At 30.7% G+C, this 16,111-nt stretch carries 22 protein-coding genes; all 22 read left to right on the top strand.

What is annotated here, in order from left to right; genetic code table 11:
- Positions 1-27 precede the first annotated feature (27 nt).
- The 22 genes from surE (at position 28) to ABV008_RS13915 (ending at position 16,091) form a co-directional block, all read left to right on the top strand.
- Complete coding sequence (gene surE, locus ABV008_RS14025) at positions 28-780, top strand: 5'/3'-nucleotidase SurE (protein ID WP_352420459.1); 753 nt, start codon at positions 28-30, stop codon at positions 778-780.
- Positions 781-804: 24 nt separating this feature from the next.
- Positions 805-1,284: a 23S rRNA (pseudouridine(1915)-N(3))-methyltransferase RlmH gene (gene rlmH / locus ABV008_RS14020; protein ID WP_352420458.1), complete on the top strand. Its 480-nt coding sequence runs from the start codon at positions 805-807 to the stop codon at positions 1,282-1,284.
- 407 nt (positions 1,285-1,691) lie between these two features.
- Positions 1,692-1,853 carry a hypothetical protein gene (locus tag ABV008_RS14015; RefSeq protein WP_352420457.1) on the top strand — a complete coding sequence of 54 codons (162 nt, stop codon included), beginning with the start codon at positions 1,692-1,694 and terminating at the stop codon, positions 1,851-1,853.
- 80 nt (positions 1,854-1,933) lie between these two features.
- Positions 1,934-2,947: an ArsR/SmtB family transcription factor gene (locus ABV008_RS14010; protein ID WP_352420456.1), complete on the top strand. Its 1,014-nt coding sequence runs from the start codon at positions 1,934-1,936 to the stop codon at positions 2,945-2,947.
- A 172-nt stretch (positions 2,948-3,119) separates the two neighbouring features.
- The gene (locus tag ABV008_RS14005; RefSeq protein ID WP_352420455.1) at positions 3,120-3,896 is read left to right on the top strand and encodes an ABC transporter ATP-binding protein; all 777 of its coding nucleotides are present in this window, start codon (positions 3,120-3,122) and stop codon (positions 3,894-3,896) included.
- A complete protein-coding gene (locus ABV008_RS14000) occupies positions 3,889-4,671 on the top strand; it encodes an ABC transporter permease (RefSeq protein WP_352420454.1) in 783 nt (260 codons plus the stop codon). The genes ABV008_RS14005 and ABV008_RS14000 overlap by 8 nt, the downstream gene beginning before the upstream one ends.
- A 1-nt stretch (position 4,672) precedes the next feature.
- Positions 4,673-5,467 carry an ABC transporter permease gene (locus ABV008_RS13995; RefSeq protein WP_352420453.1) on the top strand — a complete coding sequence of 265 codons (795 nt, stop codon included), beginning with the start codon at positions 4,673-4,675 and terminating at the stop codon, positions 5,465-5,467.
- Between the two features lie 259 nt (positions 5,468-5,726).
- Positions 5,727-6,386, top strand: coding sequence for an HAD family hydrolase (locus ABV008_RS13990; RefSeq protein ID WP_352420452.1), 660 nt, complete (start codon positions 5,727-5,729; stop codon positions 6,384-6,386).
- Positions 6,387-6,657: 271 nt separating this feature from the next.
- Positions 6,658-6,876 (top strand): hypothetical protein, encoded by a 219-nt coding sequence (locus tag ABV008_RS13985; RefSeq protein ID WP_352420451.1) that lies wholly within the window; start codon positions 6,658-6,660, stop codon positions 6,874-6,876.
- Complete coding sequence (locus ABV008_RS13980; protein ID WP_352420450.1) at positions 6,876-7,049, top strand: nitroreductase family protein; 174 nt, start codon at positions 6,876-6,878, stop codon at positions 7,047-7,049. Before ABV008_RS13985 ends, ABV008_RS13980 begins: the two co-directional genes overlap by 1 nt.
- 179 nt (positions 7,050-7,228) lie before the next feature.
- Positions 7,229-7,414, top strand: a complete 186-nt coding sequence (locus ABV008_RS13975) for a cysteine-rich CWC family protein (RefSeq protein WP_352420449.1) — start codon at positions 7,229-7,231, stop codon at positions 7,412-7,414.
- 167 nt (positions 7,415-7,581) lie between these two features.
- The gene (locus ABV008_RS13970; protein ID WP_352420448.1) at positions 7,582-8,307 is read left to right on the top strand and encodes an MBL fold metallo-hydrolase; all 726 of its coding nucleotides are present in this window, start codon (positions 7,582-7,584) and stop codon (positions 8,305-8,307) included.
- 407 nt (positions 8,308-8,714) lie between these two features.
- Positions 8,715-8,987, top strand: a complete 273-nt coding sequence (locus ABV008_RS13960) for a recombinase family protein (RefSeq protein WP_352420447.1) — start codon at positions 8,715-8,717, stop codon at positions 8,985-8,987.
- A gap of 152 nt (positions 8,988-9,139) precedes the next feature.
- Positions 9,140-9,577 carry a recombinase family protein gene (locus tag ABV008_RS13955; protein ID WP_352420478.1) on the top strand — a complete coding sequence of 146 codons (438 nt, stop codon included), beginning with the start codon at positions 9,140-9,142 and terminating at the stop codon, positions 9,575-9,577.
- Positions 9,578-9,642: 65 nt separating this feature from the next.
- Entirely contained in the window at positions 9,643-10,254 is a 612-nt protein-coding gene (locus ABV008_RS13950) for a coiled-coil domain-containing protein (protein WP_352420446.1), read from the top strand.
- 169 nt (positions 10,255-10,423) lie between these two features.
- Positions 10,424-11,077, top strand: coding sequence for a flavin reductase family protein (locus tag ABV008_RS13945; protein ID WP_352420445.1), 654 nt, complete (start codon positions 10,424-10,426; stop codon positions 11,075-11,077).
- A 316-nt stretch (positions 11,078-11,393) separates the two neighbouring features.
- A complete protein-coding gene (locus ABV008_RS13940; RefSeq protein WP_352420444.1) occupies positions 11,394-12,305 on the top strand; it encodes a helix-turn-helix transcriptional regulator in 912 nt (303 codons plus the stop codon).
- A gap of 208 nt (positions 12,306-12,513) precedes the next feature.
- Entirely contained in the window at positions 12,514-12,726 is a 213-nt protein-coding gene (locus ABV008_RS13935; protein ID WP_352420443.1) for a hypothetical protein, read from the top strand.
- Between the two features lie 165 nt (positions 12,727-12,891).
- Entirely contained in the window at positions 12,892-13,374 is a 483-nt protein-coding gene (locus ABV008_RS13930; RefSeq protein ID WP_352420442.1) for a DinB family protein, read from the top strand.
- 451 nt (positions 13,375-13,825) lie between these two features.
- Positions 13,826-14,365, top strand: coding sequence for a DUF5698 domain-containing protein (locus ABV008_RS13925; protein WP_352420441.1), 540 nt, complete (start codon positions 13,826-13,828; stop codon positions 14,363-14,365).
- A 161-nt stretch (positions 14,366-14,526) separates the two neighbouring features.
- A complete protein-coding gene (locus ABV008_RS13920; RefSeq protein ID WP_352420440.1) occupies positions 14,527-14,910 on the top strand; it encodes a MerR family transcriptional regulator in 384 nt (127 codons plus the stop codon).
- A gap of 2 nt (positions 14,911-14,912) precedes the next feature.
- Positions 14,913-16,091 carry an aldo/keto reductase gene (locus tag ABV008_RS13915; protein ID WP_352420439.1) on the top strand — a complete coding sequence of 393 codons (1,179 nt, stop codon included), beginning with the start codon at positions 14,913-14,915 and terminating at the stop codon, positions 16,089-16,091.
- Positions 16,092-16,111: the final 20 nt, after the last annotated feature.

Here is a 16,111-nt window from a genome sequence, read left to right as displayed (position 1 = left end):
AAATTTTGACACTATGAGGAGGCAATTATGAGATTACTTTTAGTAAACGATGATGGAATTGATGCTGTAGGGATTCAAGCATTAGCTAAGGAATTTGAAAAAGATTATGAGTTAGTAATAGTAGCACCAGAAGGCCAAAGAAGCGCTACTAGTCACGCAATCACTCTAACAAAGTCTATATTAGTGAAAAAATTAGAGATCCCAGGAATTAAATCTAGAGCTTATAGCATATCTGGCTCACCAGCAGATTGTGTAAGAGTTGCATTAGACAAGTTAGTGGACGGACATATAGATGTGGTACTATCAGGAATAAATCAAGGTTTAAATATAGGAGCAGATATATTATACTCAGGCACAGTATCGGCAGCTATTGAAGGAAACCTTTATAGAATACCTTCAATGGCATTTTCTTGTGAGTTAGGAGAAGAGCCTAATTGTTTTGAAACAGCTGCAAAATATGCTAAAAATATATTTGAGAATGTGAAAGAAGATTTAGTTGAAAATAACATAGTTCTTAATGTGAATTTCCCATGCCTAAGAGAAGAAGAAATAAAAGGAATTAAAGTATGTAAAATAGGCGGAGTTGTTTACGATTACTATTTTGTTGAAAACAAAAACGGTGAGGATGAAATAACTTTAGCAATTAAAGGAAGACATAATGAAGGAATAGAAGAAGAAACGGATAGATCCTTCTTAAAAGAAGGATACATAACTGTAACTCCCTTGCACTATGACTTAACAAACTATAAACTAATGGAAAAAGTAAGTGATTGGCTATAATTATAATTTATATTGGAGGAATCAATGAAAATCCGAATAGTTTCCGTTGGAAGAATAAAAGAAAAATTTATACAAGAAGGCATAAAAGAATACTCAAAAAGACTATCAAGATATTGTAACCTTGAAATCATAGAAGTAGACGATGAAAAGGCTCCAGAAAATTTAAGCCATAAAGAAATGGAGCAAATAAAAGACAAAGAGGGAGAAAAGATTCTCTCAAAAATTCCCATTAATTCTTATATCATATCCTTAGCCATAGAAGGCAAGAACTTATCCTCAGAAGAACTCTCAGAAAAAATAGAATCCCTAATGATAGAAGGAACAAATGAAATAACTTTTATCATAGGGGGTTCCCTAGGCTTGTCAAAAGAAGTACTACAAAAAAGCAACTTCAAACTATCCTTTTCAAAAATGACATTTCCCCACCAACTTATGCGAGTAATTTTATTAGAACAGATATATAGAGAGTTTAAGATAATGAAGGGTGAACCCTATCATAAGTAGGAAAAGCCATTATTTGTAGGATAATGATTAAGGGGTTATCATAAAATAGAAATAAGTGGTATAATACGTATAAGTAGTTCAATGTTCATCAAGTACAAATCAAGTTAGGAAGTGATGATAATAGAATACTGGTTTGGAGATTGTTCTAATGCAGACATATTAGTTATCACAGATAAAAAAACAATATAAAGAAATCAAAATTGTATTATCTTATTTAATAAGTAAGTCCATTAGATATATAATAGTTGATAATAAGGAATCTTCGATTTTTGAATATGGGAAGCTACATGTGTGGGACTAAAAGAAGCAAAGGATTATGTTGATAGTTTATAGTACAGATTCTGTTGGGGCAAACTTGACAGTACTTTCTGTTTAAGAAAGTAAAAACTGAGTATTGAAGTGATATTATGGGAGATAAAGCATTTGATACTAACGCTATTCTCACAAAAGCTATTCCAGATGCTACTGCACGAGTGGCTTCATTAGTACAAGAAAGATACAAGCCAATCAATAGGAAACTTATGATATATGATGACTATTATGTAAACCTTGAGAATAAATATGAATAAGATTAGAGCTATAAATAGTGGCAATTAGCATAGATTTATTATACAATCTTACCATAGGATAAAATAAAAGGGTGAGTTTAATGAAAGAGATTTACAGTAGAAACAACTGTTATTTTACACATTCCATTGTTGTAGACTTGATCTCTATTTTACTAAACATATTTTATGATCATAATGGCTCCAGTAAATATTCAGACATTTATACAGAAGACTATATTAATAGTATAGAAAAGAATTATAGGTTTTTAGGAGAAATAATAAATTCCCTGCCTGTTCATGGATATGGAATGTTAGAGTTTCTTTTGCTTAATAAAAACTTTAATAATATAGAGAATTTTAAAAGCTACATATTTAGCTTAAAAGATGAAGATTTTTTTTATATTTTCTACGGACAATATATAGATAAAGACTTACTGAAACTAGCATTACAGGATGATGAAAACTTAAATAAGTTATATTCAGAATATGACTATATAAGTACCAACTATTTAGCCTTAAAAGGTTTGTTTTCTAATAAAGATTTGTTTTTGCAGGAGTTTTTTTCTTGCTTAGATAGTTTATATACAGAAGAATTTATCAGTAATTATGAAAAAACAATCGCTAAAATTTATGACGAATTACCAGGGCTAGAAAATTCTCTTTTGACTATAGAGCCCTTAGAATTATCCCAAAAGATTATGGGCAAAACTTTCAGGAACAGGGGCCCTTATGAAGACTTTATTTTTATACCAAGTTACTTTATAAATATAAAGGCTATAAGATTTTTTGGAAAAGATCAGATATTAATATATTCACTTAATCATAAGGACTTTACTAAGAAAGATATAATTAATATTTTGAAAGCAATATCTGATGAAACTAGATTTGAAATCATAGAATTATTATCCGAAGAAGATTCTATGACGGGAAAAGATTTGGCTAGTAAGTTAAGTCTTTCAACACCGACAATTTCTCATCATATTGAAAAATTAAAAGAAGCTGGATTTATTAATGAAGAACGAGTAAAAAATTCTAAATACTATAGCATAAATTATAATTCTATTGATAAGCTTATAAACAGCTTATCATCTAGATTTAAGAAGGATAAACATTAAATCATATATAGCACTTTAAAGACTGTTAAAAGTTAGAGAAATATCTACTTTTAGCAGTCTTTATTTTTATGAATAATTCTATTGACAGAAATGTAGAGGGAACTTATAATATAATCATCTAATTAGATAAATATAAAATTGCTGTATCTTTTTATTCAAAGGAGGTCATGAAATGAGTGTAGCTATAGAAGTTGATAATCTAAAGAGAACCTATGAGGGAACTTTAGGAATGACAAAGAAAAAAACTATTGAAGCTTTAAGGGGAATATCTTTCAAGGTAAATGAGGGAGAAATATTTGGACTGTTGGGACCAAATGGAGCGGGAAAAACTACAACTATTAAGGTACTAACTACTCTTTTAGCTCCATCCTCAGGAGAGGCGAAAATCTTTGGCTATGATTGTTTCGGAGGAGAAAAATTGATAAGAGACAAAATAAACTTTATATTTGGAGGAGAGAGAGGACTATACTGGAGGCTTTCTGCTTATGAAAATCTTCAATATTTTGGTGATATTTATAAAGTGCCAGGGAGAATTTTAAAAGAACGGATACCTAAATTGATTAAATTAGTGAATTTAGAGGGAAGAGAACATGAGAAGGTAGAGAGTTTTTCTAAGGGTATGAAGCAAAGACTTCAAATAGCAAGAGGATTAATAAATGATCCCAAAATTTTATTTTTAGATGAACCTACTATTGGATTAGATCCTATTGGTGCTAAGGATTTAAGAAATATTATATTAAAGCTTAAAGAGGAAGGAAAAACTATCCTTTTAACCACTCATTACATGCATGAGGCAGATGAACTATGCGATAGAATTGCCCTAATCAATAATGGAGAATTAATTGATATAGATACTCCCAAACAATTAAAGTTTAAGCATCTTAAGAATGAAAGTGGTTCCCTTGAAGATGTTTACATAAAGCTTATAGGAGGGAATGAAATTGCTTAATTTTAAAGTGGTGTTTTCTACCTTTAAGCTTCACTTATCCCAATCTCTTTCTAGAGCTACTTTTAGATTTTGCATAATAGTACAGCCTTTAATATATACCTTCATTCTTTATATGGTGTACCGGGAATCATCTTATACTAATTATGCAAACTATGTTATCTTAGGAAGCGGACTTACCAGTCTTTGGAGTTCTATTTGCTTTTCCTCAGCAGGGGATATAGAAAGAGAACGTTATATGGGAACTTTAGAGAATTTAGTTTCTAGTCCTTCAAACTTTACCACAATAATTTTAGGTAAAGTTTTAGCAAATACTTTTTTAGGCTTGACTGGGATGATATTAAGTCTAATGTTTACTAAAATATTTTTTAAGGGTTCTTTATATATAGAGCATGGATTTCTATTTTTAATTAGTTTTATTTTAATGATATTTTCTTTTATATCTATAGCTTTATTTATTGCACCCATATTTACTCTTTCAAAAAATGCTAGAGCTTTAATGAATTGCCTAGAATACCCTATATTTATTCTATGTGGTTTTGTATTTCCTATAGATATGCTGCCTCCCTTTATAAAGCCTTTGAGCTATGTATTATCACCTACTTGGGCAGTAAAAATATTGAGGGAAAGTTCCTTAGGTATTGATGATTTTTCTACATTTTATAAGAAAATGGTTGTCCTGTTTTTTATATCGGCTATCTATCTTATAGCTAGCAAAATTTTATTTTCAAAGGTAGATAAACGTACAAGAATAGAAGCAACTTTGGGGGTGAGCTAGTATGGACAGTTTGAAAAGACTATATAGAAATGGGCTATACTCATTTAAAGGGTTATATGGTTTTTTAAAACCAGAGATTTACGTATTAGTTAAGGTTGTAAATCCAATATTTCAAGTATTATTTTTCTCTTTGGTAGCCAAACATGCCTATGGTAACATAGATATAACTCCCTTTGTCATTGGGAATGCCTTTGTACTTTGTATGTACAATGCCTTTTTTGGTGTGGGAGTCAATTTGATTTCCGAAAGAAGCATGGGGACTTTAAAGATTTTAATAGCTTCTCCAGCAAATAAGTTCAAGCTATTTGTATCAAAATCCACCTTCCACATATTAGATGGCATGATAACCGTACTTATAGGCTTGCTAACAGGCGTTGTTTTTTTGAATATAAGGATACCTCTACATACTATGCCATATTTTTTATTGTCATTGGTTGCTGCTATATTTACGGCATGTTCCATGGGACTATTTATTGGAAGTATAGGGCTTGTAACAAGAGATATAAATTTATTATTAAATTTATCCTCTATGCTACTAATGAGCCTAAGTGGTGTTAATTTTCCTACAGAAAAGCTTCCGTTTTTCCTTGAGAAGTTAAGTCACATACTGCCCCTAACTAATGCATTGAAGGCGTCAAAACTACTTATTAATCCTGTTATAATATCCTATGAAACTGTAAGCATGTATATATTTAAAGAACTAGTAATTGGGGTGTCATACTGTATTATTGCCTATATAGCATTAAAAGCTATGGAAGGATTAGCTAAAAATAAGGCAACTCTTGATATTTATTAAGAAGACACTTTTATACGAGTTATATTGAACTACATAAATATGATTGTTGCATTATATGATGAAAACATGGAATGAAGAGTTGTCCCTATGCTTATTCCGTAGGATTTCTAATCATTATAGTAGACTAAACACTAAAAAATTTACTTTTATACAGACATTAAGTTAAAATGAGTATATAATCAACGTATAAGTATATGTTAAAGGGTGTTGAGTAAATAATAAAGAACTATTTTGGGATTTGGCTATTGGGGGGATTAAATTGAAATACAGTTGTTTAATTTTAGACCATGATGATACTGTAGTTAAAAGTACACCAGATATTCATTACCCTTCCTTTGTAGAAGCGTTAAAAACATTAAGACCTGAAATGGAGCCTTTAAGTCTTGAAGAGTTTGTTTCGTATTGCTTTAACCCGGGGTTTTCAGAGTTATGTAAAGATGTATTGAAATTTAGCAAAGTTGAGCAGGAATATCAATATAAAATATGGAAGAGCTATACAAATTCGAAACCGCCTGACTTTTATTCTGGTTTTTCTGAATTAATAAAAGAGTATAAAAAATTAGGTGGTATAGTATGCGTAGTTTCTCATTCTGAAAGTGAACAAATATCAAGAGACTACATGTTAAATTGTAATTTTACTCCTGATTTAATATTTGGTTGGGATTTAGAAGAACATCATAGAAAACCAAATCCTTATCCAATACTAGAAATTATGAAAAAATTCAACTTAGATAAACATGAGGTACTAGTAGTAGATGATTTAAAACCAGGGTTAGATATGGCAAGAAGTTGTAATGTGGAATTCGCAGGAGCCGGTTGGTCTCATATAATACCAGATATAAAGAAATATATGAAGAATAATTCAGATTACTATTTCCCAACTGTTGAATCATTTAAGGAATTTATATTATCTAAATAGAGATTTATAAGACAACTATTCATAAAAATTGTATTATGGCATGCATTTACTTATACTAGGTGAAATGATATGGAATAGATTATATGGCAATTTGCTAAAATTATACAAAATAACTTTTCTTAAGCTGATAGTTTCGATCTGTCGTTCTGCTGTGTTTTTTTACATAAGATATATTTGAAAACGATGCAAAAAGCAGAAAAAATTAGGAAATGAAAGTTGAATAAAAAAACTCTACTAGACCATTAGATAAATATAATTGAGGAGGTACAGCATGGATTCTTTTAATAATAACCGTAATTTCATGAAAATCGGATTTGATCTACCTGAACGTGAATTTGTTTCTGATCAAGAACGAAGACTGCCTCAACCACCTGTTGAGAAAGCAATTGATAGCAATTTAAGAATAATTGAACTTCCAGCTGTAGATAAAAATATTATTAGGCACAACATCGTGGAGAATGGAGATACTATTGTGAAGCGCACCGATTAATGCTGCTGGACATTGGACATGTATGTCAAAATTTATATTTAGCCAGTGAAGGTATTGGGTGTGGCACTTGTGCAATTGCAGGGTACGTCCAAAAAGCTTTTGATGAGTTAATTGGAGTAGATGGGCAAGATGAATATGTTGTTTATGTTTCTGCTGTCGGCAAAGTAGAATGAAAGGATATACTCTAATGAGGAAGTGATTGTAGTTATAATAGGGAGAGTTATCCACTTTATAGGTGGTGTGTATATTATGATGGGTTATTCTTTGGTAAGCTACATAACTAAGAAACTTGATTCTGGGCATAGATTTAGTATATATAGCTTATAGGTACAAAAACATGGGGGTGGTATTTATGAATTTAAAAGAATCAGAAAGAATTTGTCCTCTTTGCGGCAAGGACAATAATTGTCAACATGGCCAAGGAGGGTGTTGGTGCGAGACAGTGAAGTTTCCTAAATATATATTGGATTTAATTCCCGATGATAAAAAGGGAAAAGCATGTATATGTAAATCTTGTTTAGAAAAATATCAAAAATAACCAAAAAGATATATCTAATATTACTAGTATTAGTTATACAAGCTATATATAATGCTAAAAAATAGATTATCTTAATTTTGTGAACTGAATCATAGAAAAACATGAAAAATGTTTATGGAATTTATAGCAAAGTAATATTGTTTATATGATAAATATAGGAGGTCAATATGAATGTAAAAAAGGTTAAAAACAGAGGTATTCTTTTTACTTTTCATGACTTGGGTATTCCCACAAATGTATATATCATTCAGGGAGAGCGTTATATCTATATAATAGATACTTACCTAGGACCAGACATAATGAAATCAGTTAATCAATATAGAGTAGACTTATTTGGAGACAAGCAAATTATTGTTGTAAATACTCACAGTCATTGGGATCATGTGTGGGGAAATAGCCTATATTCTTCTTCTTTTATTATAGCTCATGAAAAATGCAAGAAATATATGCAGCAGTATGGAATAGAGGCTCTTGAGGAGTATGGAAAATATCGAAAGGGAGAGGTTATTATTACATACCCTAATCTAACCTTCACTAATAAAATCTTCTTCGAAGAAGATAGTGTTCTTATTTATCATACTCCTGGTCATACAGATGATGGAATATCAGTACTAGATATGAAGGATAAAGTTTTATTTGCTGGTGATAACTTAGAGCGACCCATACCCTATCTTATGTCAAAAGACCTTAATCAATATATGAGTACATTAGAAAATTATCTAAAAATAGATGCGGATATTATCATAGGGGGACATACAGACTGTGAAGATAAAGATTTGGTTAGAGATAATCTTGATTATGTGAAAAAGGTTATAGCTGGTGAGACTATAGAGATGAAGGCTAAGGAATTCGAGGAGTATCATAAAACTAATATAGCTTGGTTGAATCAGTAAGAGGAGGAAACGTGAGAGATAGTAGGTAAGGACTTATTTTCAGAAAAAAATAGAATCACTAACTGTGTATAACATAAACCATACAACTTTTATTATAGGGACTTTCCTATGATTTCCAAAAGAAGTACTGCAAGGAAGTAATTTAAAGCTATCCTTTCTCAAAAAGACCTATTCACATCAACTCATGGGATTATTTTTTAGAACAAATATATAGAGGATTTAGGATAATGAAGGGTGAACCGTGATTTACTGAATATATGACTCTGAATTAACCACGTTTTTCTTGTGTTATGCTAAAAACATAAGAAAATCATAGGAAAGAGGAGACATGTGAAATGGGTAAGATAGCGATTTATACAAGGGTTTCTTTGGCACGACAAGTAGCAGAAGATGCATATTAGCTAGATGTGCAAAAAGAGAGATGTGTTTTTCTTTTAAAAAGTAAAGGGTACAGTGAGTCAGATATTGACTTGTTTTGTGATGCTGGTATTTGCTGTTATGACTTAAGTCGTATCAGTAGAAGCATTAGCCATACACTTCAGATTCACAAGTTGTTAAAAGAAAATAACTTGAGGCTTTATACCTGTGATGGAGCATTTACGGGGGATATAAACGGACAAAATGCAAAAATAATGGTAAGTACTACAGTATGCTTAATGAGTTGTTTATTGACCAACTAATGGAAAGGATCATTGATGGGATGAACAAATCTGTAGAAGCGGGAAATTATTTCGGAGGATGTCCTCCTTTTGGATACAAATATGAGTATTACTCACTAAAATAGGAAAACAAAGTTCAAGAAAATCAAGATAGCAAAGCAAAGAAAAGGGATATCAAGAAACGGCTTATTATAGATGAAGAAGAAAATGCAGTTGTAGAATTGATATTTAATTTATTTAATAAAGACAAACTTAGCATAAAAAATGTAGCCCAGCACCTAAACTTGCATGGTTATAAAACAAGGCAGGGGAAACAATTTGCAACTGCTACAGTTCAAAAAATTTTAGAAAACCCAGTATTCTGTTTAAGACTCTTTCGGGGGAAACTTAGACAGAAGAAAAAAGCAGAAGAAGGTGTGCGGGTTTGGGAAAAGAAAAGTATATCTGATATCAACTTTTATGATTTGCCAGTCGGAAATCATGAAGCGATAATCTCGGAAGATATTTTCCTTGAAACACTGGAAAGATTGCATAGCAGAAGAAAAACTCGGATGAATCAAAATACAGCAGAATCCATGCGGGGAAGAATTACTGCGATGGATATTATTTAGTCCAAGAAGAGCGGGCGTTTAACCTAATAAAAGAAGATTTCTTTAAAAGGCTTAAAGAAGCATTTATGTTAGTAAAAGAATATCAACAATATATTAACGAAAAATACGGAACAGAAGAACAGATGTTATTTGATGTAGAAATCTCAAATTTTAAGGAAGAAATTAAAACTCTCGAGAAAAACCAAACAAGGCTAATATCAAAGTTGGATACCTTGATTGAACGACAACTCCTAGAAGACTCCAAGACTATTAAATACGAACAACTTGAGAAAATCATAAAAGACACAGAAACTGAGATTGTAAAAGTTCAACAACTAATAACAGAACAGCAATATAATATTAGGCAAACGGAAAAGCGAAGGGAAGCATTATTAAAAGAAACTCAGGAACAAGAACAGTTTGATAATATAGAGGAATATTTTAATTCCTTATCATTGTTGCAAAAAAGAGAACTACTTGAAAAGGTGTATATAAAGATTGTAATAGACACCATAAGTAATGCAAGGTATGGACCTAAAAAACTAAACATTAAACAACTAGAATATAATCAATACTCTAGTATTGTAGGATTTTGTAAAACTCTTGGAGTCCAAGAGTTCAAAGAATTTAATAACTACCTTAAAACAAAGGGAAAAGAACTAAATCTCTTGGAACAATACTGCGGTGATGCAGAATAGTAAAGGTACCTAAAGAAGTGTTTGCTCCGGAAAATGAGCACTTACAGAAAGTACCTAGCCTGTTTGAAAATATTCAACTTAATGATAGTTTAACCTATTCTGTCAGAAAAAACAATACCATATCATACAAGGGATTTATTTTGGAAAATCGGGAAAGGGGAAATGTATCATGAAATATGAGCTTGAGAATAAAAAGCCAGAAACATTTGCTACTACTTGGGAAGGACAGTATGAAGTTTTTAACTGGGCAGAGTATCTTATAGGTGTACCAATGCCTATATTCTTAATTACTACTTACAAAGAAAACGGTTTGCCTAATGCATGCTTGCATTCATGGTCTTCTTTTTCGGGAGAAGGAGGAGAAAGAGGAGGCTATTTTTGCATAATGGGTGGTATTCAAATGGAATATGGACATACGATTAAAAATATAACTAGAGATAAGGAGTTTTGCATTAATTTTCCTAATAAAGAGATTTGGGATAAATGTTACAAGACAATTGAAAATAATAAATTTGAGCTTGATGAAATAGTGGAAAGCGGATTAACAGTTGAAAAGGCTTTTTCAATCAATGCGCCTAGAATTAAGGAATGTTTTTTAAATCTAGAATGTACTTTAGAATGGATCAAGCCCCTCTATGAAGGTAGCAAGTGCTGTATCATATGCGGTCGCGTTAAACATATAGCTATGGACGATGAATATTTCGACGAAAATAAAAAAGGTCGCTTTGGTGAAAGTGGATTTATTATGAACATTCATTCGCCTAAAAATCCTTTAACTGGAGAATCCTTAGATGATAAACTAGGTTTTGTGAAATATAAGTGATGAAAAAATCTTCAGCGCCCACATAATAATTGTATCCTTGTGGAATGAACGATTAGATTTGGTAAGAAATTAGGGCTTATAGAAGGAAGGAAAATAAGGAAAAGTTGTGGAATAAAGGGGATTTTTTATGATAGAATTAAAAAGGGTATCTTGAAAGGTGAGTGGATAGAAAAATGATGATGAGTTAAATGAAATAAGGGAAAAGTGCACTTGACATATAAAGACAATGGATGCTTCCCTTATAAATTTCTTTATAGCAGTTAAATATGACATACATTTGTCTTATTTAACTGCTATAATTATTATGGGTGATATTATGAGGATAAGTCGATTGATTGAGATTACTTTAGTACTGCTTAATAAGGAAATAGTAACAGCAAAAGAGCTTGCAGAAAGATTGGAGGTCTCTACAAGGACTATATATAGAGACATAGAAGCGCTGTCCATGGCAGGGGTTCCGGTATATATGAGCAAGGGAAATGGTGGAGGTATTTCCTTATTACAGGATTATTCTATAAACAAGGCTATCTTATCAACAGAAGATAAGGAAAGCCTGATTTTGGCCTTAAAGACTTTGCAAGTGACTAAATATCCAGAGATTGATTCTGTTTTCGAAAAGATTAGTGCTATTTTTAATGATGATAATTCTGAAGACTGGGTACAGGTGGATTTTAATCAATGGGGAAGCAATCCCAATGAAAATCATAAGTTTATTAAAATAAAAAAATCAATACTTAAAAGGCATGTTATAACCTTCAATTATACCAATGCTTTAGGTGATACAACTAATAGAGTAGTAGAGCCAATGAAATTATTGTATAAGGGTAATGCATGGTATCTATATGGTTTTTGTAGATTGAAATCAGATTTTAGAATTTTTCGTATTTCAAGAATAAAAGTTCTTGTAATAAATAGTGAAGTGTTTTCAAGAAGAAAAAAAGAAAATATACAAAGCTTAGAATATAAAGATGAGCCAACAAAGAATGTCACTCTTAAACTCAGATTTAAGCCTAATGCATTATATAGAATTTACGATGACTTTGATGAAAAGGATATAGTAAGAAATAAAGACAACACCTATGATGTAACCGTGACTTTTCCAGAGGATGAATGGGTATACGGTTATATACTTTCCTTTGGCAATTATGTAGAAGTGTTAGAGCCAAAGCACATAAAAGATATTATTATAACTAGAATGAAAGAGGCTTTAAAAATTTACGAAAAATAAATTCTAATATGACAAACTGATGTCATATATCTTAGATATAATTAAAGAGAATAGCTATTCTAATAAAATAAAAGGGGGGATAATCAGGTCTAGATCATCGAACTTACTGAAGCTAAAAAACACTATCTCCTTGGTCAAGTGGAGAAAGTTGGTTTGGATATAACTACAAAAGGAAATATCTAAAGCAGGTATATTTACAGGCATACTTATGTGGCCAATATTGCCTTTTATTAATGATACTGAAGAAAATGTAAAGCTTATAGTAGAAGCTGCAGAAGAAAATGGTGCTAGGTTTGTTAGTCCATCTTTAGGAGTAATATTACGCCAAAATCAACGATTGTACTTTTATCAGCAGTTAGATAGATTGTTCACTGGGTTAAAACAAAAGTACATTAGTACATATGGTGAAAAGTACGAATAGAATTTTCCGCCTAAAAACCAGTTATGGAAGACATTTAAAATTGAATATGATAAATACAGCTTGCCGTACAAAATGTCAGATATAAGAGAAGCATACAAAAGAAAATGTGAAAATAAACAAATGTCGTTGTTTTAACTATTTATTAAAAAATAAGGAGGGTTTTTAATGGATAAGAATCTAGAAGCTATACTTTTTGAATGGAATTTCATAAGAAGTTGTTCTATAAGCTTTATAAATGACTTAAATGATGCAGACCTTGACAGAATACTGCCAAGAAAAGGGTTAAATACATTTAGAAAGCATTTTCAAGAGATGATTGAGGTTCAAGATGATTATATGGTGGCTATCAGTAATTCTAAAATGGCTTTTAATGGTACGCCAGATAGCCAAATTGATGGTAAATTTACTAAAGAACAACTTCTAGATAATATGAAATCACTAGATTCTAAATTAGTAGAAGTTCTAGAAAGTATTGATGAAAATGCTTATGTAGAATGGTTTGGGAAAAAATTACCCCTATCATTTCATCTATCTTCAATGATATCTCATGAGTCAATGCATATAGGTCAGATAATTGCTTTCTGTTATGCTTTAGATATTCAAATACCTAATTATATAATAGAAAACTGGGCGTTGTCAGGGAAATAACTATTATTGTTTTCATCCAATGAAGATTTTTTCAGAAGAATTATATAAAAAATGACGAAGATGGAAGATAATTAACTTGGATGGTTTCCATTATGTGAATGATATTGAGTATGAAAAAATAGCAAATGAAATTGGAATATTTACGACAATTATACTTGCAAATAACTGAGGTGTGTAGTATAATTAAAAGGTTAGATTAATAGTTGGAAAGCAGTTAAATTATCACAAAATGTTTTTTATAATAATCCTATCGTTACTTTAAAAATATGATGATGATTTTTATATCTATCGCTTCTTTATACATATAAGCCCTAAAGGGATCAGATTTATTCAATCTTGAATTTTCAATATGAATTGATTTAAATATGTATACGACTAATTAAATACTAACTAACATACAAATTGTATGTTAGTTTTTTTGATGACTAAAATTTTAAAAGGAGGTGTTGTAATGACAACAAATCTTATGTTTGCACTTATAGGTCTATTTTTGGTAACTGCTTTTACAAATGTTTTAGCGACCTTAAAAACAATATTAATGTCTAAAAAAATTATGAACCCAGTTTATTTATTAGTTTTTGCAGATGCCATGATTTTTGCAACTATTGTTAGTAAGGTTACTAGTTCGGAAGGACTTCAATTCACTATAGCATATGCTTTGGGCAAAACTGTTGGGGTTTTCATTGGTAATAAAATTGAAGATAGGTTAGCCTTAGGTATTTTGGAAGTAGATTTATTTTTGAATGATAAAGGCAAAGTTATAGAAATATCGAAAAGACTTAGGGAGACGGGATATACAGTTAATAATTCTCTTGTTAGGGGAAATAATGAGGAGAAAAGATATCAAATTGAAGTTGTTATCAAGAGAAAAGAATTCAAAATACTTGAGAGTATTATAAAAGAGTTTGGAGTAGTAAATCCAACTTTAAAAGTTAAAACTTTAAGTAAAGTAGATGGCAAGATTACGACTACAAGACTTAAAGAAGCTTAAAAAATGTGTTAACTGTAGTAGTTAACAAGGTGGATAATGAAAAATGTCTACCTTGTTTTTTTTATCAATAAAATTGAAATTCTATAAGTTAGTTATATTTAAAATATTATCTTGACCTGTAGTTAACTCAAGGATATATACTATTTATAGAGGTGATTATTATGCTAATTGGAGAAGTATCAAAAGAATATGGAATTAGAGTTGAAACGCTTAGATATTATGATAGGATTGGGCTTCTTACTGTTGAAAGAAGAAAAAGCAATAGACATTACACTGAAAGAGACATTAAAAAACTACAAAACATCATGGCTATGAAAGAGATGATGTTTACATTGGAGGATATAAAGAAGCTTTTAGAAATTGATGAAAGGATTGATAGAGGATTAGAAAATAGGACTATAAACAAAGATGATATTAACACTTTGCTTGAGGGAGTAAAATTAAAGCATTTAGAAATCTTAGAGAAAGAAAAGCAATTAAAGAAAGTGAAAAATCATCTAGAAAAAATTATTGGGAAAATAGAAAGCCTTCAAAGGGGGAAATAACAGTGACTAAAAAACAACCTTTTTTAGATTTACCTATTTCATCTCTTGGATATGGATGTTATGCATTAAGTGGAGCTTATGGGGCTAAACTTGAAGAATCTGAAATGATTAGAATTTTACAACATTCTTATGAACTAGGTATAAGATTTTATGATACTTCAAGTAGTTATTCAGATACAGAAGACATACTTGGTAAAGCTACTAAACCTTTTAGAAATGACATTACCATAGCATCTAAAGTAGGGCTTTCTGCAGGAAATAAGGTTAATCTAACTAAAGAATTTGTCAAGTCCTCCTGTGAATCTAGTCTAAAAAACCTTAAAACTGATTATCTAGACATTTATCAAGTTCATTTCCATGATCCTAATACACCTGTAGATGAAACCATTGAAGCCTTAGAATCCTTGAAGCAAGAGGGGAAAATAAAATACTATGGGGTTGGACACTTACCCTTAGATAAAACTATAGAATATCTAGATTTAGGAGATATATCTTTTGTCTTAGCTGAAATGAGTCCAGTTAGCACTTATAGGTATAGGGAGCTTCATCCATTGCAAGCAAGATATGATTTTAATATTATAGCATTTAGTATAACAGGTAGGGGTTTACTATCGGGAACAATTAACAATAGTACACAATTTGCAAATAATGATATTAGAAGCATAGATCCATTATTTAAGAAATCTAGGCTAATTTCAGGTATGAGAATAGCAGAGAAGTTAGGAGAGCTAGGTAATAGATATGGAAAGACACCAGCACAAGTAGCTATTTCATGGACAATTCAAAATCCTGGAGTTATTGTAGGTCTTACGGGACCAACTAATATAGAACATTTAAAAGAAAACAGTATATCTCTAAACTGGTCTTTAGATAAAGAAAGCATAGAAGACATAAATCAGTTTATAGAAAAAGAAGAAAAAAAATTAAGAAAAGTACTGTATGAAGAATTAGAAGACATTTTAAACTCTAAACTTTCATTCAATTATGAGAAGACCTATAAAGATTTGATTTATGTAATTGAGTATTGTATTGAAAACAAACTCATGGAATACGAATCAGGAGTTAATATGTATATGGAGATTCTAAAAACAAAGAAGCTAGATAATAAATCCTTAGATAGACTTAATGAGATTAAAATGGAGATTAAATCCTTAGTTAATTTAAATAGGGGGAAGCTATAAGGATACACTTATTGGGTATT

The organism is Proteiniborus sp. (assembly GCF_040308045.1).
GTDB lineage: Bacteria > Bacillota > Clostridia > Tissierellales > Proteiniboraceae > Proteiniborus.
The sequence above is the reverse complement of the archived record's forward strand: the minus strand, read 5'-3'. Positions and strand labels throughout refer to the sequence as shown.